Source organism: Janthinobacterium sp. GW458P, from assembly GCF_002127585.1.
Lineage (GTDB): Bacteria > Pseudomonadota > Gammaproteobacteria > Burkholderiales > Burkholderiaceae_D > Janthinobacterium.
The window spans coordinates 14633-35781 of the sequence record NZ_NEGZ01000022.1 but is presented as its reverse complement, the minus strand read 5'-3'; the positions used below and the strand labels follow the sequence as shown (position 1 = coordinate 35781).

The window sequence follows — 21149 nt, the reverse complement described above, 5'->3', positions numbered from 1 at the left end:
GAAAAAGAAAAAAATTAATTCATGAAGGAGACATTTTGAACATTCAAAAAACGGAACAGGAAACCCCGGCACAGACAAAAAGTCGTTTGCGCAAAGTGGCGGCAGCGACCATCGTCGGCTCAATGTTGGAGTGGTATGACTTTTATCTTTACGCGACGATGGCGTCGATTGTCTTCAGCAAGGTCTTCTTCGATACCTCGGACCCGGCGAATGCATCGCTGCAAGCCTTTGCCACCTTCGCCATCGGCTTTGTGGCGCGACCGATCGGGGGGCTGTTCTTCGGCTACTTTGGCGACCGCTACGGGCGCAAGAAAATGTTGTTCGTTACTTTCTGTATGATGGGCTTGTGCACGACCGCCATTGGCCTGATCCCTTCCTACGCCAGCATCGGCGTTTGGGCGCCCCTGTGCCTGGTGCTGATCCGGATTGTGCAGGGCCTGGGCGCCGGTGCTGAACTGGCGGGGGCGGCGGTAACTTCCTACGAACATGCGGCCGACAACAAGAAGGGGCGACAAGGTGCGTGGCCTGCATTGGGGCTGAACCTTGGCCTGTTGCTATCGTCGCTGACCGTTTATCTGCTGACCGTCAATGGCGACAAGTTTTTGCTTGCCGGCGGTTGGCGCATTCCCTTCATCCTCAGTTTCGTGCTGGTGCTGGTTGGGCTCTGGGTGCGTGGGAGTCTGCCGGAAACGCCAGAGTATCACCACTTCGAGGAAAGCCATCGCCAGAAGAGGCCGTTCCGCGAATTGTGGAAAACCAATCTTAAGGGCCTGGGCGTCGTCTTCTTTGTCGCCATCGGTTACAACGCACTGAGCTATGTCTTCAAGACCTTCTCGCTGGCCTACCTGACCCAGTTCAAAGGCATTTCGGCCAGCGTGACATCGCTATCGGTGACACTGGCCAGTCTGGTCGCAATCTTTACCGTCCCGCTCTTCGGCTATCTGTGTGACAAGTTCAGCAGCAAGAAGCTGCTGATCGTCGGCGGCCTGCTGTCAGCATTGTTCGCGTACCCGTTCATGCAGTTGCTGGACAGCGGCGAGAACAGGCTGATTTACCTGGCGCTGATCGTCGGCACCGGGGTGCTGGCGCCGATGATGTTCGCCCCACAGGGCTCTTTCCTCAGTCGCCAGTTTGCCGTGCAAAACCGCTCGACGGGGGTCGGTTCGGGGCGTGAAATCGGCACTGCCATTGCCGGCGGTATTGCCCCGTTGTGGGCGTTATCAATGGTTGCCCAGTCTGCGACTCGTGACACGAGCGCAGTGGCCTTGATGCTCACGTGCTCCGGAGCGATCGTCGCATTGGCGGCATACTTCGACCAAGGTTATCGCTTCAGCCATTACAAGAACTGATGGTCAAGGCGGCGGGCCAAGCGTGCTCAGCTCCTCCCGCCGCCCAACCCTTGTATGTCGTGGGTTTGGGCCAGTGCAAACGAAGGGGGGCAAGAGGCTTTCCTTTTGCTTGTCTGGCTGCTGTTGCTGAGGACATGTACCTCGCCCGCGCAGCCGATCGATTGCACATTGAGCAACCGCCGCCGTGAACGGTTTCCTCCATGGAAAATAAGATGGGCTAGCAGTTGATTTCGTGAATCGCCCCATGCTATACTTCGCGCACGCTTTTTTGAGGGGCTAAGCAAAGCCTTTAGCGAAGAGTCCGCTGAGAGTAAAACCAGCACAGGTCCCCATCGTCTAGAGGCCTAGGACATCACCCTTTCACGGTGAGTACAGGGGTTCGAATCCCCTTGGGGACGCCAGGATTTAGTTGTAAAGTAAGGTTGCAGTGCTGAATGGGCCTGACGAGTCAGGCTTTTTTTGTTGCTGCGATTGCTGCAGTACCGGGTCAGGATGCGAAGTAATGCATTCAGGACAGATTTCTGTCCCCATCGTCTAGAGGCCTAGGACATCACCCTTTCACGGTGAGTACAGGGGTTCGAATCCCCTTGGGGACGCCAGATTCGCGCAGTGTGCGGCCAGCATGAATGCCAGCCGCAAGCAGTACCAGGTCGGGATGCAGAGTAGCGCATTCAGGACAGATTTTCTGTCCCCATCGTCTAGAGGCCTAGGACATCACCCTTTCACGGTGAGTACAGGGGTTCGAATCCCCTTGGGGACGCCAGACCGGCTGAATCAGCCAACAACAAAGCCGCCTGGTGACAGTGCGGCTTTTTTGTTGTTCGCCGTCATCTCAACGTTGTTCATCTTTCTCCGTCATTCATGCCTTTACCTACTGATCGTGCGCCATCGTTGGCTATCTTCTGCAAAGTCGTCGACAACTACGGCGATATCGGCATTTGCTGGCGACTGGCGCGGCAGTTGCACGGCGAGCATGGCGTGGCCGTCACCCTGTGGGTCGATGATTTGCCCAGTTTTCTGCGCATCTGCCCCGGCATCGATGTCACGGCCGACGCGCAGCAGGCGTGCGGCGTTACCGTGCGCCACTGGCGCGGCCAGGATGGCGCGTTTGCGCCCGCCGATGTTGCCGACATCGTCATCGAGTTCTTTGCCTGCGATATTCCGCCCGGCTACATTGCCGCCATGGCGCAGCGCGCGCCGCATCCCGTGTGGCTGAACCTGGAAGGCTTGACGGCGGAAGAGTGGGTCGAGGGGTGCCACGCGCTGACGTCGCCGCGCCACGGCATGATCAAGCATTTCTTTTTCCCCGGTTTTACGGATAAGACGGGCGGCCTGCTGCGCGAAGCGGCGCTGGATGAAAAAAGGCTGGCCTTCCAGGCCGATGCGGCTGGCATGGCGGCATTCCTGGGGCAATTCGGCGTGACGCCGGCAGAGGTTGGCGCATTAAAGGTGTCGCTGTTCTGCTATCCGCACGCGCCCGTGGCCGAGCTGTTCGCCGCCTGGCAGGCGGCGAGCGAGCCCGTGGCCTGTCTGGTGCCGGAAGGCGTCGCGTTCGATGCCGTTCAGGCATTTTTCGACGGCGATGCGGCAGTGGCCGGGGCGGCGCGCACGCGTGGCGCGCTGACTGTGCGTGTGCTGCCCTTCGTGCCGCAGGATGATTACGACCGCCTGCTGTGGGCCTGCGACGTGAATTTTGTGCGCGGCGAGGATTCGTTCGTGCGCGCCCAATGGGCGGGCAAGCCTTTTATATGGCATATCTATCCGCAGGATGAAAACTTGCACCACGTCAAGCTGCGCGCCTTTCTGCAGCGCTATGCCGTCGATGCCGCGGGACCGGTGGCCAGTCTGGTGCAGGCGGCGCTGGCCTGGAATGGCGCCGCTGCGGAGGCGCCCGCGTGGAACGTGCTGTGGCCCGCATGGCAGGCGGATCTGCCTCGAATCGGCGCGCACGCGCAGGATTGGCAGCGGCGCATGCGGCTCAATGGCGATCTGGCAAGTAACTTGCTGGCGTTTGCGAGTGCGACGAGATAGGCGCTTGCTTAAAATTAAGGTAAAATGCCCGGTTATTTCTCACGTATTTTTAACCGATCAAACGCAAGCTTGCGGCGCTGATGGCGCCCAGGCGGCAGATGATCTTCATGCAACCCACTTTTTACGTACATTCCTATGAAACCCGCAAAAGAAATTCGTGTTGGCAATATCATCATGGTCGACAGCAAGCCAATGATCGTGTTGCGTTCTGATGTCAACGGTTCGAGCCGCACGGGCTTCACCTACAAATGGAAGATGAAAAATCTTCTGACGAACACCCCGATGGAAAACGTGTTCCGCGGCGACGACAAGTTCGACGTTGTTGTTCTGGATAAAAAGCCAGTAACGTATTCCTACTTCGCCGATCCACTGTTCGTCTTCATGGACGCCGAGTACAACCAGTACGAAATCGAAGAAGAAAACCTGGGCGATGCACTGCATTACCTGAAGGATGGCATGGAATGCGAAGCCATTTTCTACGACGGCAAAGCCATCTCCGTGGAACTGCCTACGACCATCGCCCGTCAAGTGGTGTACTCGGAGCCTGCAGTCAAGGGCAATACGTCGGGTAACGTCCTGAAAGAAGCCAAGATCGAAAACGCCATCGACGCGCACCGCCACATCGTGCAAGTGCCGCTGTTCGTTGCTCAGGACGACGTCATCGAAATCGACACCCGCACCAACGAATACAAGCGTGTCGTGCGCAACTAATCGATGTCCGGCGCGGCATGCGTGGCCCGGCAAACGCCGGCCAGGCTTGCTCAAGTTGTCGATCATCAAGAAACGCTGCCTTCGGGCAGCGTTTTTTTGCTTAAAAAATAATTCCTTATCACAACTATTAGTTTGCAAGGACTGCTATGCTACGGCTATCACACTGTTGCGTTTAAAACAGTGAAGTTTCCTGGAGACTCCATGCAGCGCAGTCACTCGTTACGCAATGGCCCCGCCCGGGGCGTCGCGGCCGCGCCGGCGCGTACCTCGCGTCCGGTGCTGGCCCGTGCCACGGCGCCGGCCAGTCCCATGGCCCATCTGCTCGACGCGGGCGTGTTGCCGCAACAGCAGATGATGCAGGCCGGCAAGCTCAGTTCGCATGCGCTGACGTCGCAGTACCTGGCGCGCATCCGTTCGCTGTGCAGCATAGGCGCGCGCGCCCATGCCGGCATTGAAATCAATCCCGATGCGCTGAAAATCGCCCTGGAAATGGACCGCGAACGCCAGGGACACAAGGTGCGCGGCCCCTTGCACGGCATCCCCATCGTCTTGCGCGACAATATTGCCACCGGCGACCGCATGAAGACGCGCACGCAGGCGCCGTCGGCCACGCATGCCAGCTGCGACTCTTTTGTCGCCTCGCGCCTGCGTGCGGCCGGCGCCGTCATCATCGGCAAAAGCAATTTACGCCAGTGGGCGGCCGTCAGCGTGCCGCATGCCAGTGCCAGCTGGGCTGGCCTGACCATCCTGGCCGTCGACAGCGAAACGGACGGCTCCATCGTCGCGCCCGCGTCCGCGTGCGGCCTGGTCGCCATCCAGCCGACGGGCAGGGCCGCCGTCGCCGGGCAAGCCACGGCCGGACCGATGGCGCCCAGCGTGCGCGAGGCGGCCTGGCTGCTGGCGGCGCTGAACGGCGACAGCGTGGCCGATACCGCTGTCCTGAATTGTTCCGGCTTGCAAGGACGCCGCATCGGCGTGGCGCGCAGCCTGTTTGGCCGCTGCACCGAGACCGATGCCGTGATCGAACTGGCCCTGCAGGTATTGCGCGCGCAGGGAGCCGAGCTGGTCGACGCGCTGCCGGCGCCCGGCGCCATCGGCGACTGGCTGCAGGATCATGGGTTCGACGCGCTGGTGGGGCCCACTTGCCATGCCGTGCCGCTGGCGCAGACAGGCCAGCCGCACATCACGGTGCCCGCAGGCATGGTGTGCGGCTTGCCGGTCGGGTTGTCGTTCATCGGCGCCTTACATGCCGAGATGCAACTCCTTGCGATGGCGTATGCGTATGAGCAGGCGACCTTGCACCGGCGCACGCCGGCATTGCCGTCCAGCATCACCGAGGCGCTGCGCTGAGCATGATATTTTCCCTTTCTTTAGCGATCCGTTGATATCCTATGCTTGCAACTTTGCTGCTGAGTGCGGCCGTGACCGCCGCGACCACTCCCTTTGATGTGACGCAACTGTCCGGCAGCTGGTCCGACAGCGTCAATGCCAACAGCGTGTGCGACCAGGCGCGGCACTTTACGCGCATGCAGCTGTCTGACGATCATGTGCGCCTGGCGATCTTCAATGACCGTACCTGGAAAAGCAAGCTGGGTGAAACCAACCGCTTTGCCGCCACGGTCGTGGCGGAAACGGAACACAGCCTGACTTTGCGCTATGACAATGAAACCCGCCTGAATGCGAATGGCAAGCTGGTGGAATGGCAGTTGATCATTGTCGCGCCCGGCGTGTACCGCTGGCGCGAAACGGATTGGCCGGAAGGCAAGGTCAATGGCGTGGTGGGCATCCGCTGTTCGCCTTGATGCGGTGTGAAAGGCTGACATGCCATTCTGCTATGCTGTGCGCATTATTTTTTGCTTCCAGGAGATTGCATGTCCGCACGTTTGCTGTTAACACTGTTCATGGGCGCGGCCGTGGCGCTGGCCGCCATGCCGGCGCAAGCCCGTACGCCCAGATTGTCGCTCATTGAGCAGGCGCAAAGCTGCGACGGCGGCCATACCTGCCCGTATTTCCCCGATGTCTACAAGGCGGACTACGCCTTTCGCAAGGCCTTCAATGTGGGCTTGAAAAAGGCTGGCCTGAAGCGGCAGCTCTGGGTGCCCGATGGCGTGGCCAGTCCGCTCAAGCCAGTCGAGATCGATGGCAAGGCACGCCTGCTGAGCAGCGTCTGCGAACCGCACAATTGCGGTCACCGCTACTCCATCCTGTATGACCCGGTCGCGCGCAGCATGACGGGCGTCTACATGGGCAGCGATGCCAAGGGCGGCTTGCTCACCGTGTATTTCGGCGAGCCCAGCATTGCCGAAGCCGACTTGCTGTACAAGAACTGATGCACGCGCCACTACGCATTTCCAGCGAGCGCGGCGAACTGGACGTGGCCATGATCCACGGCTACCTGAGCGAGCAGTCGTACTGGAAGCGTGGCGTGGCGCTGGAAACCGTGCGCAAGGGCATTGACAATGCCCTGTGTTTCGGCGGCTATGTGGATGGCCAGCAAGTGGCGTTCGCCAGGGTCATCACCGACTACACGGACTTTGCCTACCTGCGCGACGTATTCGTGCTGCCCGCTTGCCAGGGAAGGGGATACGGCAAGCAACTGGTGGCTGCCGTGCTCGGCGATGAGCGCTTGCGCGATGTCGTCTGGATGCTGGGAACCGATGATGCGCATGGCCTGTACGCGGGCTTTGGCTTTGCGCCGCTGGAGGCGCCGCAGAAGTATATGCGCCGGCCGGTGCGCGGGAAATTATCAAAATAACCTTTAGACGTCAAGATAACTATTGACATTATTATACATAATAATGTTGCCTTGATAATGACGTTATGTCATTATGCGCGCTCTGCTGTAGTGTTGGAGCGGTGCTTTCCCTTGCCGTGGCCATGCGGCCCCGGCAAGGGCGAAATAGCAGTGCAGTCGGTCATCCCTGGCAGGTTCTCTCGTCACTTTGAAGGAATACATCATGAAACAATATGGAGCCGAGTTTCTCGGTACGTTCTGGCTGGTGCTGGGCGGCTGCGGCAGCGCCGTACTGGCCGCCGCCTTTCCCGGCCTCGGCATCGGCTTTGCCGGCGTGGCGCTGGCATTTGGCCTGACGGTGCTGACGATGGCCTACGCCATCGGCCACATCTCGGGCTGCCACCTGAATCCCGCCGTTTCGATCGGCCTGTGGGCCGGCGGCCGTTTTCCTGCCAATCAATTGTTGCCTTACATCATAGCGCAAGTGCTGGGCGCCATCGTGGCCGGCGGCGTGCTGTATGTGATCGCCAGCGGCCAGGCCGGTTTCGACGTCAGCAAGGGTTTTGCCTCGAACGGCTACGGCGCCCATTCGCCGGGCGGCTATTCGATGCTGTCGGCCCTCGTCATTGAAATCGTGCTGACGATGTTTTTCCTGATCGTCATCCTGGGCGCCACCGACAAGCGCGCTCCGGCCGGCTTCGCGCCGCTGCCGATCGGCCTGGCCCTGACCCTGATCCATCTGATCAGCATCCCCGTGACGAATACCTCCGTCAACCCGGCCCGCAGCACGGGCGTGGCGCTGTATGTGGGCGACTGGGCCACCAGTCAGCTGTGGCTGTTCTGGCTGGCGCCCATCATCGGCGCCCTGCTGGGCGCGCTGGCCTACCGCCTGATCGGCAGCGAGCAGGGCAAGTCCGGCGCCTAGCGCGCCTGTCGCCAGCGGGCCTCAGGGATCGGCGATGACGAGGCCCGCCAGCGCCGGTGTCAGGAAAGCGTTGGTCAGGGCGGCGCGGCCGCCATTGTTCCATACCTTGACATCCCAGCTCTTGCCCTTGCCGCCATATGTGGCGTAGCTCTCGACCTGATCCATGGTGTCAAGGGCGCTGGTCAGGCTGGCGGAGATGGCCGAGATGCGGGTTTTCTTGCCTGCATGCCCATGCCTGTCATTGACCCGCAGCATGATAAAGTCGGTGCAGTCGCGCGCCACGGCCGGCGCCCGGCTCTCCAGGTTGTAGTCGCGTGCCGCCGTGATGTTGCTCGCCGGTCCATGCCCTCTGGGCACGGCGACGACGCCGATGCCGCCCACGCCGATCTTTTGCAGGCCATTGTCTTTCAGCGCGGTGGCGACGGCATCGTCGCTGATGCCGAAGATCTTGCCGAAGGTGGCGGACCAGGTCAGCCACAACGTGTTGAACGTCACCCACGCCATGTTGCTGTCGTCGAGGCGGATGAAAAACTTGCTGTTGTCGGTCAGCGCGCCCTGATGCCGCTGGACGCACCTGAAACGCGCGCCTTCGCCGGCCAGCTTGGTGGTCGAGTCGAACGCCTGTTCGCTCGAGACGATGGTGGCGCCCAGAGTCCCGGCGCTGGCCATCAGGCCGTCGTCGCCCAGCGCGTGGTGCTGGTTGCTGTAGGTGGGCGAGAGGCCTGCCTGCGCCCCGCCGCGGCGGCCACGGTTTTCCATCGCCGCCACGGCGCCATGATCGCGCACCTTGACGACATAGCCCATGTTAAAGCCGCCGAAATGGTAGTCGAGTTCCAGCGTCGTGGGGGCGAGCGCCGCGCCGTAAGTGCCGCCCAGGCGGATGCGGAAGGGGTCGATTGCCGCGATTTCGGGCTTGTCGTAATCCTGCGCCTTCGTGTTCCACGCGACGGCGGAGTGGTCATGGCCGACCGTTTCGCCTTCCACCGTCAGCTGCTGCAGCAGCGTGGCGCGGTCGGCTGCCAGCGGCAGGGTCTTGCTGAACAGATGTCCCCTTTGCGACAGTAGCGGCGACAGCCACACTTCTTCACTCGTCATGTCCACATAGGCCGCGCCGGCCGGAGCGGGCCTCTTGCGCTGAACGCTGTATCCGGCGGCGGCGCCCGGCTGCAGCACGGTTTGCGCCGGCGCGTCGTGCGCGGCGAGCGCGCGCTGCCCCATGATGTCGGCTTCCTCCTCGAGGTGCCGTTCGTCGTTCAGCGGCACGCCTTTGGCCTGCAGCGTGGCGCGTACGCGGCCCTGTTTTTGTTGCACGACATGCCAGGCTTCGTGCGGCACATGCGCTTCCTGTCCCGGCGCCACGTGAATCTCGTTGCCCTGGGCGTAGGCAAGGGCTTGCAGCTGCGCCGGCCGGGCGGAGTTGTAATGGACGCGGACATCGTCGAGCGCCATGCCGGACAGATTTTCCATGCCGCTTTTCAGGCGGTCGGGCAAGCCCGTGCGGTTGGCGTTCGGGCCGCCGCCGGCATGCGCTGGCGGCGACGCGCCCGGAATCATGGCGCTCTGGCTCTTCCGCTGAGCCATTCTGGGGCCGTCCGCCATCAGTTGCGCGAGGTGTTGCCGGGCCAGCGTGGAGGGGCGCAGGTCGGCCAGGGCAGGGGGCGTCTCACTGGCTTGCCGAGGCGCTGATGTTTGCTGAGCGGTACCCTGTGCTTCCTGCCTGGCCTGTCTCATGCTGATCCTTCGCAACGTTGTGTCGGGAATGCGGATGTCGCCGGAAAGCATGCCTGACGTCGCATGCACTGGATTATTTTACAACAATCAACGGCCTTATAACCGCCACTCGCTCAGGTAATGTTGCGGCGTGCGGCCCAGGATGCGGCGGAACATGGCGCTGAAGGCGCTGGGGCTGGCGTAGCCGAGCGCATAGGCGATGGCGGCCACGCCTTCGCCCCGGTCCAGGCGGCAGAACGCCTCGGCCAGATGCACTTGCTGCAGCCATTGCCGGTAGTGCAAGCCCGTTTCCTTGGGGAACAAACGGATCAGGGTGCGCGCGCTGGCACCCGCGTCCTGGGCCCAGTCCTCGATGCTGCGCCGGCTGCCGGGCGCTTCCATGATGGCCGAACAGACGGCCACCAGCCGGCGGTCGCGCGGCCAGGGTATGGCGATGGGCACGGTATCGGCGGCGGCCAGTTCCGACAGGATCAGGTGCGCCAGCCAGTCGCCGCGTCCCTCGAGCGCGTATTCGACCGGCTCGGCCAGCAGCGCCAGTATCAGTTCGCGCAGCAGCCGGCTCACTTCCAGTACCTTGCAGGCGGGGCCGAAGACGGCGGCCACCTGCGCATCGATGTACACGGTGCGCATGCTCAGCTTGCTAAGTATGTGCAATTCATGCACTACGCCCACGGGGATCAGCAGGGCACGGCGCGGCGGCAAGATCCACACGCCGTGCTCGGTGGTCACGCGCATCACGCCTTCCGTGGCAAACAGCAGCTGCGCCCGCACATGGCAGTGCGGCGGCGTGTAGTCGGACGCCTCATATTGCTTGGACATGGCCGTCACCGGGCGCGCCACGTGCTGGTAGTCATGCGCATTGGTGCTGCGGGTGAAGGGCATGCCGTCTTCGTCGGCCAGGGCAGGGTGGGTCGTGTACATGGTGGCGGCGGAAAAAGTGGCGCCGGGCAGGTGCGGAATGTCACTTACTCGACGATTATTGGAAGTTAGTAGTTCAGTGGCCATACTATACTGCTTTCTTTGCCGGGCTGCCTGCCGCGCCCGATCACTGCGGAAGATTCATGCACACCATCACCCCATCTCCCGCCGCCATGCCGGCGGCCACCACACTGTCCAGTTCACAACAGCAATCCGGCCTGGCCATGCACATCCTGGGCGCCGTCGCCTTCGTGCACCTGCTCAATGACTTGATCCAGGCCCTGTTGCCCTCGATTTATCCGATGCTGAAAGCCGAGTTTTCACTCAGTTTTACCCAGGTCGGCCTTATAACCCTGACGTTCCAGTGCACGGCATCGTTGCTGCAGCCGTGGATCGGCTTGTACACGGACCGCCGTCCGCTGCCATTCCTGCTGCCTGTCGGCATGTGCTTCACCCTGGCCGGCGTGCTGATGCTGGCCGTCGTCTCAACCTTCCCGACCCTGCTGCTCGCCGCTGGCCTGATCGGCGTCGGTTCCTCGACTTTCCACCCGGAAGCGTCGCGCGTGGCGCGCATGGCCTCGGGCGGGCGCTACGGCTTTGCCCAGTCGCTGTTCCAGGTGGGCGGCAATGTGGGTTCCGCCCTGGGGCCGCTGCTGGCGGCCGCCGTCATCGTGAACCGTGGCCACGGCAATATCGCCTGGTTCAGCTTGCTGGCCGTGCTGGCCATCGGCATACTGTACAAGGTCAGCGGCTGGTACCGCGGCCACCTGGCCAGCTTCAAGCCGAAGGCGGGCGGTCATGGCCCGAACTTGTCGCGCAACAAGGTAATGGGGGCGCTGGGCGTGCTGGCCCTGCTGGTGTTTTCAAAATACATCTACATGGCCAGCCTGTCGAGTTACTACACCTTTTACCTGATCGATAAATTCCACCTTTCGCTCGGCGATGCCCAGCTCTATCTGTTCCTGTTCCTCGCCGCCGTGGCGGCCGGCACCTTCATGGGCGGACCCATCGGCGACCGCATCGGGCGCAAGCGCGTGATCTGGATTTCCATCCTGGGCGCCGCGCCGTTCACTCTGCTGCTGCCGTATGTCGACCTGTTCTGGACGGCCGTATTGACGGTAATCATCGGCTTTGTGATTTCTTCCGCTTTTTCCGCCATCGTTGTCTTTGCGCAAGAATTGGTGCCGGGTAAGGTGGGCATGATCGCGGGCATCTTCTTTGGCCTGATGTTCGGCGTGTCCGGCATCGCCGCGGCGGCCATGGGCCACCTGGCCGACGTGGCGGGCATCGCCTATGTGTATAAAATCTGCTCCTACCTGCCGCTGCTGGGCATCCTGACGGTACTGCTGCCGCATATCGAGCAGGCGAAAAAATAAGCGGGGGACGCGGGAGGGCTTGACGGCCCGCCCGCGCGCATGCGATATTCGTCCCATGATCACTTTCATCCTCCCTCCAGTTTTTGCATCCGGCGCCGCTGCTGCGCTGTGTCCGTGTACCTGGCTTCGTGAGGATGCGGCCCGGCGCCGTTAAACTTTTTATTCCTCATTCCGATGGCCACAGTGTTGAAAAACCTGTGGCCATTTTCTTTTTCCGCCCCACTTTGGAAAGACCCGCATGACACTTCACCTGTACGACACGTATAGCCGCAGCCTGCGGCCATTCGAGGCCATCGAGCCGGGCAAGGCGGGCCTGTACGCCTGCGGCCCCACCGTCTACGATTACGCGCACATCGGCAACCTGCGCACCTATCTGTTCGTCGACGGCTTGCGCCGCGCGCTCGAGTTCAACGGCCTGCAGGTACGCCACGTGATGAACATCACTGACGTGGGCCACCTGACGTCGGATGCGGACAGCGGCGACGACAAGGTCGAGGCCAGGAGCCGGCGCAGCGGCAGGTCGGCATGGGACATCGCCGCGGCATTCACGCGCGCGTTCGAAGAGGATTTGCGCCAGCTCAATATCCTGCCGCCCACCGTCTGGTGCCGGGCCACCGACCATATCGCCGAGCAGATCGCTTTTATTGCGGACCTGGAAGCGAAGGGCTATACCTACCGCACGGCTGACGGCATGTATTTCGACACCACGCGCCAGGACGGTTACGGCCAGCTGGCGCGCCTGAATCGCGACGGCCTGCAGGCGGGCAAACGCGTGGAACTGGGAGAAAAACGCGACATCTGCGACTTCGCACTGTGGAAGTTCAGCGGCGTGCCGGGCCAGCGGCAGATGGAATGGGACAGTCCCTGGGGCCTGGGCTTTCCCGGCTGGCATATCGAATGCTCGGCCATGGCGGAAAAGCACCTGGGCACGTATTTCGACATCCATTGCGGCGGCGAAGACCATGTGGCCGTTCACCACAGCAATGAGATCGCGCAGACGCAAGCGCGCCATGGCACGCGCCTGGCCAATTTTTGGCTGCACGGCGCTTTCCTCAAGACGCAGGAGGCGAAGATGTCGAAGTCCTCGGGCGACTTTTTACGCCTGCAAAGCCTGGTGCAGCAGGGTGTGGACCCCTTGGCCTACCGCTACCTGTGCCTGGGCGCCCACTACCGCAGCAGCCTCAATTTCACGGACGAAGCCTTGCGTGCCGCCATCAGCGGCCTGGCACGCCTGCGCGTCGCCGTGCATGCATTGAGCGAAGGGCGGGGCGAGGTGCAGGGTGAGGCCGACCCCGTGTGGCTGGCGCGTTTTATGACCTGCATCAACGATGACCTGAACTTTCCGCGCGCCCTGGCCGTGGCCTGGGAATTGCTGAAAAGCGGCCTGCCTGATGCTGTGAAAAAGGCCACCATGGCCCGTTTCGACTCCGCCCTGGGTCTCGATCTGCTGGCCTGGCAGCCGGCGCAGGTGAATGTGCCGCAGCCAGTGCAGGCGTGGATGGCGGAACGGGCCATCGCCCGCGCGCAGCGCCAGTGGGCCGAGGCGGACCGTCTGCGCGCACTGGCGCGCGCGGCCGGCTACGACATCGACGATACGCCGCAGGGGCAGCAGGCGCGCGTCTTGTGATGATGCTCTGTGTCCCGGCGAGGCATAATGATGGCCCGATGAAACTGGAGATGCCGTGAAGCGTCGTTTGCTGTTACTGAGTTGTAGCCTGGCCTTTTCTGCCGCGCAGGGGGCCAGCGGGTGTCCGGGCTTTCCCGCGCTGGCCACATCCAGCGAGGCGCTGCTGGCGCAGGTGCGCGCGCTGCCGCCCGTTGGTGTCGACAGGGAGCGGCAGGCGTGCGCGCCGGCGACCGTCATCGATTTCGCCTACAGCGGCGGCACCCTGTGCAGCTTCGGCGGCGACGTCGAGGCCGCGACGGCCGCCGTCACCCGCCTCGCGGAGGGTGGGGAACTGGTCGAATACCTGTACCTGTTTGCGTATGCGCCGGCCACGCACGCGCGCCTGCTGGCGCTGCTGGGCGCGCGTTTTAAGCCAGTCGACAAGGCGGCCTGGCCGGCCTTCCTGCAGGGCGCCAGGCCGGGCAAGGAAACCACGGCCCTGTTTGCGCACGGCGGCTACTATATTTCGCTGGGCAAGCCCACCGGGGGCGATCCCGCGCAATGGTATTCGAATGTGATCTTTGAAAAAATGGATAAACCTGCGCTGGGCGTGCGCAAAGTCTGCCAGGAGGGGCGCGATGGCTGAAGCGGACGCCTTTCCTGCGGCCTTGGCGTACACGCTGGCCGGGCTGCTGCCTGCGCTGGCCCAAGGCCAGCTGCACGCGCCGTCGGCACCGTTTGACGTGCATCAGGATGGCCGGCTGCTGCGCATCCCCGCGCGCACGTATTACGACCGCGGGCAGCTGCTGAACTGTACGCGGCTGGCCGGCGACGCAGGCGTGCTCGCCCTGTGCCTGGGCACGCGCCACCATGACGGCCATCTGCGCGAAGCGTGTGCAAGGCAGCTGCTGCAGCAGGAGCGGGCGTGGACGGTGCCCTTCGTCGTGCACCTGTGCGGCGAATACGTGCTGGAGATTGTCGCGGTCATTGGCGCGGCGCTGCCTGCCTGGAATACGGAAGCGCTGGCGCGCTACCTGCGGGAGAACCCAGCGTATCTCGATACGCTGGAGCGGCGCAGCATCAGCTACTGGAGTTGCTACTACCGCGGGCAGTACCCTGTGTGGGACGGCTATCCGGGACGCAGGACCATGGCGGCCCTGCGTACCTTGCAAGGCCTTACGCCTCGATAAAGCGCATCTTGAAGCTGCGGCCCTTGATGTTGCCGAAGTCGCGGCCCAGGGTATTGCCAGCGTTCAGGCGCTTGAACGCCGCTTCGGCCACCTTGCGGTCCAGCGCCACGTAGGTCATGAACTCGAACACGTTGATTTTGCCCACCTGCTCCTTGGTGAGGCCCGCGTCGCCCGTCAATGCGCCGAGCAGGTCGCCCGGGCGCAGCTTGTCCTTCTTGCCGCCCATGATGCACAGGGTGACCATCGGCGCCGGCAGCGCCTCTGCGCCATCGTCCTCGTTCAGCTCCTTCAGGTCGTGCCATTCGGCGGCGCTGTTCTGGTACTGCTCGATCAGCTTGACCCATTTTTTCTCGTTCGGCGCGCACAGCGACAGGGCCAGGCCCTTCTTGCTGCCGCGGCCCGTGCGGCCGATGCGGTGGATGTGCACTTCCGTGTCTTTCGACACGTCGACGTTGATCACGGCGCCCAGATCGGAAATATCGAGGCCGCGCGCGGCGACGTCGGTGGCCACCAGCACGGAGCAGCTGCGGTTGGCGAACAGCACGAGGATTTCATCGCGCTCGCGCTGTTCCAGCTCGCCGTACAGGGCCAGCGCGGAAAAGCCCTGCTGGCGCAGTTCGTCGGCCAGTTCGCGGCAATGCACCTTGGTGTTGCAGAAGGCCAGCGTGGATTCCGGCTTGAAGTGTTTCAACAGCTTGCCGACGGCGCCGTTGCGCTCGTCGAAGCCGATTTCATAGAAGCGCTGCTCGATCTTGTCGTTGTCGTGCTGCGCCTCGACCGTCACTTCCAGCGGATTGACGAGGAACGACGCCGTGGCGCGGCGGATGTCTTCCGGGTAGGTGGCCGAGAACAGCAGGGTCTGGCGGCGCGCCGGGCAGGCGCTGACGATGCCGGCGATTTCCTCGTAAAAGCCCATGTCCGTCATGCGGTCCGCTTCATCGAGCACCAGCGTCTGCACGTGGTTCAGGTTGATGGTGCCGCGGCCCAGGTGGTCGCGCAAACGGCCCGGCGTGCCGACGACGATGTGGGCGCCGTGTTCCAGCGAGGCGATCTGCGGGCGCATCGGCGCGCCGCCCGTCAAGGTCAGGATCTTGATGTTGCCGGCCGCGCGCGCCAGGCGGCGCAGCTCATTGGCCACCTGGTCGGCCAGCTCGCGCGTGGGGCACAGCACCAGGCCCTGCACGGCAAACCAGGCCGGATTGAGCTTGTGCAGGATGCCGATGCCGAAGGCGGCCGTCTTGCCGCTGCCCGTTTTCGCCTGCGCGATCAGGTCGCGGCCATCGAGCACCGCCGGCAGGCTTTGCGCCTGGATGGTGGTCATCTCGTGGTAGCCGAGCGAATCCAGATTGGCCAAAAAGGCGGGCGTCAGCGGCAGGCTGGAAAAGGAATTGGTGGTGGCAGTGGTGGTGTTCATAGGGGCGGAGCCGGTAAAAAGCGGTGGATGGGCACAGTCTACAGGCGTTCTACGCCCTTGTGCGGATGGTGGTGTGGAAGCCGGCGGCAAACGGCCGCCCGCGTGGGGTACTAATTATCTGGCGCCCAGATGGGCAAGCCGGTGAGGTCAAGGCCGGCGTCGCGCGTCCACACGGGCAAGCCCGTGGCGTCGGTCGGCTCCAGCAATTCGAGCTGCACCTGTTTCAAGGCCACCTTGCGCGCGCGCACGCGGCGCTGCGGTTCCGGCGCCGGCTCTGGCGCGTCGTGCGCTGGCGGCGGGCCGAAACCGGGCAAGTCGATGGTGGCGTTGTCTTTTTTATCTCTCATTTCTGAACCTCTGGTCCCCGGCCGCGAATAACCGGCGCCGGGGAGCGGGCAAAAAGCTGACCGCTGTGTGAATACTCTGTACGCTTCGTCCACAAAACAAAAGCCCGGCTACAGGAGTCGGGCTCATTGTGAATATCATCGGCAGGAAAAGCAGACCTGCGGATTTAAGTGCGGCACGCAGTGTATCACAGGCGTGCCGCATTGTGGGAGGCTTAGCGGAAGCTCAAGGCGCCAGTCAAGTCACCCGGCGGCAGCGCGCCGCGTGACGCGAAGGCGTCATTGCGCACTTTCAGGCCTTCGAGCAGCGGCAGGTCGTGCAGGCGCGTGATCAGGCGCAGGATCGACGTGGTGTCATAAAAACTGTGGTCGACGGCGCCTTTTTTCGCGTACGGCGAGACGACGATGGCGGGAATGCGCGTGCCGGGGCCCCAGCGGTCGCCTTTCGGCGGCGCCACGTGGTCCCACCAGCCGCCGTTTTCGTCAAACGTGATCACCACGATCATGTCCTTCCACTGCGGTGATTCCTTCAGATGCTGGATGACGTTGGCCACGTGCTGGTCGCCCGACTCGATATCCGAATAGCCGGCGTGCAGGTTCAGGTTGCCCTGCGGCTTGTAGAAGGTCACGGCCGGCAGCTTGCCCGCCACGGCGGCGGCGAGGAATTTGTTCGAGATCGGGCTGTCGCCCGTGCCGCCGTCGCGCAGGTGCTCGGCGCGCGCGGCCGTGCCAGGGGCGAACTGCTTGAAGTAGTTCAGCGGCTGGTGGTGGAACTGGAAGTTCGGTTTGCTGCCGCCGCCCTTGTGGTCGAGCGCCGCTTGCCAGCCGCCGCCGTACCACGCCCAGCTGACGCCCTTGCGCGACAGCAGGTCGCCGATGGTGTCATAGGTTTGCGGCGGCAGGGTGTTCGCGTCGGCCGGGTCGGCGTGCAGCGGATCGCCGTCGAAGGCGGGGCGGACGTAACTCGGTTGATATGGCGGCGCCATGGTGTTGACGGCGTAGCCGTCTGGCGTCAGGGCGCCGTCATTGACGTACTTCGGCTTGCCGTCCAGCGCGGAGGCGGGGCAGTCGGGCGAGATGGCCAGGCGCACACCTTGCGGGCCGTCGGACAGCACGGCGATCTTTTTCTTCGCCGCCGTCTCGGCAGCATTGAAATACTCGTTGGCGCGGCCCGTGACGAGGAACTGGTGGTTCATATACGAGCCGCCGAAGGCCGCCATGAAGAAGTTGTCGCACAGCGTGTACTGCTCGGCGATCTGCCACAGGTTCAGGTTTTTCGACGTTTCGCCGTAATGGCCCATCACCAGGCCGCCGCTGTCGGCCCACGCGGCGAAGCCGTCGTTCTTGCCGCCGTTGATCTGCATCTGGTTGTTATAGAAGCGGTGCACCAGGTCGCGCGTGATGATGCTCTCGGGCAGGGGCTTGCCGGCCGCGTCGCTCAATTTGTAGGGCGCGTTCGGCAGGCCGGAAATCTGCTCTTCCTTGATCAGGTAATCGGTGCCGCCGATGTTCTGCTGGTTCGGCACCAGGCCGCCCCAGATCTTCGGCAGGGTGGCCAGCGGCTTGCCGTCGCGGTCCAGCTGCCGCGCCTGTTCGGCCGTGACGGCGGACAGGGGCGCGCTGGTGCCGGGGAAGTTGGCGAACAGGTTGTTGAAGCTGCGGTTTTCCAGGTAGATCACGACCACGTTCTTGACGTGCGCCTTGAGTTTCGCGTCGAGCGAGCCCTTGGCGATGGTTTTTTTTGCTGGCGCGGCGTCGGCCAGCGCCGGCAGGCTGGCGGCCAGGCCGACTGCGGAAGCGGCCTGGAAAATGCGCCGGCGCGACGGGTTGGCGGGTTGGTCGGCCGGATCGGCTGGCAGGGCGGGGGCGAGGTCCTTCACACATTCTCCTTGGGTGTTTCTATGGGCACGGGCGTTGGCGGCAATGGCCGGCAACGCCCGTGAAGCGGGAAAATTGTATCACCGGCCCTGCGCCAGTGTGAATTATTCAGCCCACTGGTCGTCCATGCCCAGTACCCGCCACGCCCAGGCGCGCGGCGCGCACTTTTGATCGAATGGCTTGCCGACTTTGGCGCCCGCTACCAGCGTCAGTCCGGGCCTACGCAGCAGCGACTGGCGTACTGGTTAACGTGTATTGCTCACTGAAATGAGGGTACCCGCGGGCACCCCGGTGATCTCGGCATTTTGCTCTGTGGTGGACGTCACGTGTACCTGTTTTCGCTCAATGCCGCCCTTGCCAGCAACGACTGCTACGAATGTCTTGCCATCTTCTGTCAATACCGCATTGATCGGCACGACGATTGCGGCAGGATTGTTATAGGTGACCATTTTAATATTGGCGCTCATGCCCAGGCGAATTTGGGCGCGCACCTCGGGCGCCAATTCAGGCAAGTGAACCTTGACGTCATATCGCGGCGCAGCTCCTTGCGAGACAAGGCTAGGTACCGAGGATATCGCTTCTATCGTGCCATTGATGACAGCTGCGCCAAAGGTTTCGCCCGATACTTCGACGGCTTGTCCCTGTTTAAGCTGCCGCACCTCGGCCTCATCGACCGTGGTGCCGATACGCACCCGGTCCCGGCTGGCCAGACCCAGCAGTGGCATACCCCTGGTGACACGGGAACCGGTGCGGGCGATATCCGCCTGAGCGTCGGCACCGCTGTTCGGCGCCTTGACCACTATGCCCGAGAATGGAGCGACGACAATCTTGGACTTCAGTGTGGCGACCAGCGCCGCATACTTGTCTTTGGCATTTGCGTCTTCCAGTGAGGCAATCCTCAGTTGCTGCCCGTGCCCGGCTCCCGCCAGCGCGTCGACCTCTTCTTGGGCAGCGCTTAACTCGGAGCGTGCCGAGCGCTGTTGCTGCGCAAGGGAATCCACTTCCATTTTGGCGACAATGCCCTTTTTGTACAAGGCAGCATTTTCTTCAAGGCGCAGCGTGATTTCCGCCATATTTTGAGTTGCATTGGCGTGGAAGCGATTCGCCCGCCTGAGCTCGGCGCTACTTTGCCAGTCCTGCAGTTTTCGTAGCGTAGCCTGTGTCCGTAGCCTGTCTGCCATTGCCTCGCGCAGTCTGATATCCATGTCGGCAGAGCTGAGTTCAATGAGCATCTGGCCTTGCTCAACGTACTGCCCCTCTTCGAACCGACGTTGCAATATTTCGCCGTCAAACGGCGCGGTCAGCGTGATCGATTCAGCAGGTTCAACCCTTCCCACCAGCGCCAGGCCATGGCTGACGGCTTCCTTTTGCGTAACAAAGTGAGTTGCAGCAGCGGTCGCGGGAGCAGTGGGGGCGTTCCAGAACCAGCATGCGAGGATGGCGAGGACGGCCAATGGCACCAGCAGGAAGGCCGAGCGTTTGATTTTCTTAACCATTCAAAGAAATTTTCCAAGTGTCTAATGTTAGTCCCAGTTGCAGATCTAATTCAACTTGGGCGTTCAAATAGGCAATCAGCGCATTGAGCCGGGTATTCTCTGCATGACGCAGATCGGCCTCAAAGCTGATTACCTGAAAGTTCGATGAGCGTCCCAGCGTTAGTTTTTCACGCTCAATCTGGATCTTTTTCAACGATAGGTCCCTGGCCCGTTGCGCCAGTCCATATTGACGCCAGCGAGTTTGAATGTCGCGTACCGCGCTGGTGATGTTTTGCTCGAGTTGCTGCCGGCTTTCTTCCAGTTGCAGCGCCCGGGTTCGTACTGCGGTGGCGGCTTGTACCTCGCCCTGTTTCCGCGCCATGTCGCCGAGGGGAATATCTATCTGAAGACCGACGTAGCCGTTCCATTGCCGTTCTCCTGAGCCCCCTTGACGCTGTGTTTCTCTGGTCGCGCCGCTGACCAGCGACAAATCCCACAGGCGTTGGTTGCTTGCGGCAGCGAGATTGATCTCCGCTTGTTTGTTAGCGATTTGGCGGATCAAGTAGTCTGGTTGGTTGGCGATCGCGATCTCTTTCGCTTCCTTCAGATCGATTTTGACCGGCGATGGCTCCAGGGTTTCCACCGCGCGCAGCGGCAGGTCCAAGTCTAGCGCCAGCAAGCGCACCAGATCCATGCGGCGCTGATCGTGCTGATTGAGCGCTTCCTCGACGTTGACCTCTTGAGTCAGCACATCTGCCTCCGTTTGCACGACGTCGAACTCCGCCATGCGTCCGGCTGCAACCAGATCCCGATTGATTTCCAGTAGCTTGCGTCCGCGCTCCAGACTATCTTGTGCGATCGTTAGTTGTTCCTGGGCACGAATTAGCTCGCGGTAAGCGTAAATGATTTGAGTGACGACACGTGCCAGCTGTGATTTCAAGCTTAGCTGGCTGCTTTCTTCGGCCAGCCTTGCGAGACGCACTGGCACCATGCCGATTTCCCATCCGGCGTCACGCAAAAGAGGCTGAATGACCGAGATGTTGGCATTGGCATGGCGGCCATCCGTAGTTTGCCCGGATTTGTTCAGCAATCCGTTCCACGCGAGGTTCACCCTCGTGCCGATTGGACTCAGCATCGTTGCGATGGGCGCGACTTCAAGCGTTCGCCAACGCTGTTGCTCTGACCTTTGCGTGAGAAAGCGGCTGCTCAGGACCAGCTTGGGAGTAAAGCGATCTTCGGCGACTGCAAGGTCGAAACGTTGCGAAATGCGTTCCACGTAGGCGCTGCGGATGGCGCGATTATCCTGCAATCCCAGATAAATGGCGTCAACCAGCATAAGATTGGCCGGTTGGACGGCCCGTCGCGCCAGCAGTGGCGCATCCATCGTGGGGCCGAACGGGACTGGATGCTGGGAGGCCAAGGCTGACCCGGCCTGACAAGTGTTGGATAAGGAAAGAGCGCAGAGGG

The 21149-nt window shown here is 62.3% G+C and carries 19 protein-coding genes and 3 tRNA genes; 15 read left to right on the top strand and 7 right to left on the bottom strand.

The annotated features are described in order from the left end of the window. The first annotated feature begins 35 nt into the window (after nt 1-35). From CBW50_RS14175 to aqpZ, 11 genes are all read left to right on the top strand, one after another. Nucleotides 36-1349: an MFS transporter gene (locus CBW50_RS14175; RefSeq protein ID WP_226936425.1), complete on the top strand. Its 1314-nt coding sequence runs from the start codon at nt 36-38 to the stop codon at nt 1347-1349. 325 nt (nt 1350-1674) lie between these two features. Further along, nucleotides 1675-1750, top strand: a tRNA-Glu gene (locus CBW50_RS14170). A 122-nt stretch (nt 1751-1872) separates the two neighbouring features. Next, nucleotides 1873-1948: transfer RNA gene (locus CBW50_RS14165), tRNA-Glu, on the top strand. A gap of 88 nt (nt 1949-2036) precedes the next feature. Next, nucleotides 2037-2112 (top strand) — tRNA-Glu (locus CBW50_RS14160). A gap of 98 nt (nt 2113-2210) precedes the next feature. Then, on the top strand, nt 2211-3380 hold the full coding sequence (gene earP / locus CBW50_RS14155; protein ID WP_086146159.1) for an elongation factor P maturation arginine rhamnosyltransferase EarP: 1170 nt from the start codon (nt 2211-2213) through the stop codon (nt 3378-3380). 135 nt (nt 3381-3515) lie between these two features. Further along, entirely contained in the window at nt 3516-4091 is a 576-nt protein-coding gene (locus tag CBW50_RS14150; RefSeq protein ID WP_086146158.1) for an elongation factor P, read from the top strand. Between the two features lie 201 nt (nt 4092-4292). Next, on the top strand, nt 4293-5441 hold the full coding sequence (locus CBW50_RS14145) for an amidase family protein (RefSeq protein ID WP_226936427.1): 1149 nt from the start codon (nt 4293-4295) through the stop codon (nt 5439-5441). Between the two features lie 41 nt (nt 5442-5482). Continuing rightward, nucleotides 5483-5893, top strand: a complete 411-nt coding sequence (locus tag CBW50_RS14140) for a hypothetical protein (protein WP_139842511.1) — start codon at nt 5483-5485, stop codon at nt 5891-5893. A gap of 69 nt (nt 5894-5962) precedes the next feature. After that, the gene (locus CBW50_RS14135; protein ID WP_086146156.1) at nt 5963-6421 is read left to right on the top strand and encodes an Ivy family c-type lysozyme inhibitor; all 459 of its coding nucleotides are present in this window, start codon (nt 5963-5965) and stop codon (nt 6419-6421) included. Beyond that, on the top strand, nt 6421-6846 hold the full coding sequence (locus CBW50_RS14130; RefSeq protein ID WP_086146155.1) for a GNAT family N-acetyltransferase: 426 nt from the start codon (nt 6421-6423) through the stop codon (nt 6844-6846). The genes CBW50_RS14135 and CBW50_RS14130 overlap by 1 nt, the downstream gene beginning before the upstream one ends. A 202-nt stretch (nt 6847-7048) precedes the next feature. Continuing rightward, nucleotides 7049-7750 carry an aquaporin Z gene (gene aqpZ, locus CBW50_RS14125; RefSeq protein WP_086146154.1) on the top strand — a complete coding sequence of 234 codons (702 nt, stop codon included), beginning with the start codon at nt 7049-7051 and terminating at the stop codon, nt 7748-7750. 21 nt (nt 7751-7771) lie between these two features. Here the strand turns inward: aqpZ and CBW50_RS14120 are convergent, their stop codons facing one another. Then, entirely contained in the window at nt 7772-9331 is a 1560-nt protein-coding gene (locus CBW50_RS14120; RefSeq protein ID WP_226936429.1) for a DUF4157 domain-containing protein, read from the bottom strand. Between the two features lie 246 nt (nt 9332-9577). Further along, nucleotides 9578-10402 (bottom strand): helix-turn-helix domain-containing protein, encoded by an 825-nt coding sequence (locus CBW50_RS14115; RefSeq protein WP_086146152.1) that lies wholly within the window; start codon nt 10400-10402, stop codon nt 9578-9580. Between the two features lie 221 nt (nt 10403-10623). On the opposite strand from CBW50_RS14115, the gene CBW50_RS14110 reads away from it, so the two are divergent. The 4 genes from CBW50_RS14110 to CBW50_RS14095 all read left to right on the top strand — a co-directional run bounded on the left by CBW50_RS14110 (nt 10624) and on the right by CBW50_RS14095 (nt 14571). Then, nucleotides 10624-11775: an MFS transporter gene (locus CBW50_RS14110; protein ID WP_216356355.1), complete on the top strand. Its 1152-nt coding sequence runs from the start codon at nt 10624-10626 to the stop codon at nt 11773-11775. A gap of 238 nt (nt 11776-12013) precedes the next feature. Further along, on the top strand, nt 12014-13402 hold the full coding sequence (gene cysS, locus CBW50_RS14105; RefSeq protein ID WP_086146150.1) for a cysteine--tRNA ligase: 1389 nt from the start codon (nt 12014-12016) through the stop codon (nt 13400-13402). 55 nt (nt 13403-13457) lie between these two features. Continuing rightward, a complete protein-coding gene (locus CBW50_RS14100) occupies nt 13458-14027 on the top strand; it encodes a hypothetical protein (RefSeq protein ID WP_139842510.1) in 570 nt (189 codons plus the stop codon). After that, complete coding sequence (locus tag CBW50_RS14095; RefSeq protein WP_086146148.1) at nt 14020-14571, top strand: hypothetical protein; 552 nt, start codon at nt 14020-14022, stop codon at nt 14569-14571. Before CBW50_RS14100 ends, CBW50_RS14095 begins: the two co-directional genes overlap by 8 nt. Here the strand turns inward: CBW50_RS14095 and dbpA are convergent. The 5 genes from dbpA to CBW50_RS14070 form a co-directional block, all read right to left on the bottom strand. Continuing rightward, nucleotides 14558-15985: an ATP-dependent RNA helicase DbpA gene (gene dbpA / locus CBW50_RS14090; protein ID WP_086146147.1), complete on the bottom strand. Its 1428-nt coding sequence runs from the start codon at nt 15983-15985 to the stop codon at nt 14558-14560. The genes CBW50_RS14095 and dbpA overlap by 14 nt on opposite strands. A gap of 110 nt (nt 15986-16095) precedes the next feature. Continuing rightward, entirely contained in the window at nt 16096-16332 is a 237-nt protein-coding gene (locus CBW50_RS14085) for a hypothetical protein (protein WP_086146146.1), read from the bottom strand. A 212-nt stretch (nt 16333-16544) separates the two neighbouring features. After that, nucleotides 16545-18209 carry an acid phosphatase gene (locus tag CBW50_RS14080; RefSeq protein ID WP_086146145.1) on the bottom strand — a complete coding sequence of 555 codons (1665 nt, stop codon included), beginning with the start codon at nt 18207-18209 and terminating at the stop codon, nt 16545-16547. 243 nt (nt 18210-18452) lie between these two features. Continuing rightward, nucleotides 18453-19703: an HlyD family efflux transporter periplasmic adaptor subunit gene (locus CBW50_RS14075; protein ID WP_086146144.1), complete on the bottom strand. Its 1251-nt coding sequence runs from the start codon at nt 19701-19703 to the stop codon at nt 18453-18455. Next, nucleotides 19696-21066: a TolC family protein gene (locus CBW50_RS14070; protein ID WP_086146204.1), complete on the bottom strand. Its 1371-nt coding sequence runs from the start codon at nt 21064-21066 to the stop codon at nt 19696-19698. Before CBW50_RS14070 ends, CBW50_RS14075 begins: the two co-directional genes overlap by 8 nt. Between the last annotated feature and the right edge of the window lie 83 nt (nt 21067-21149).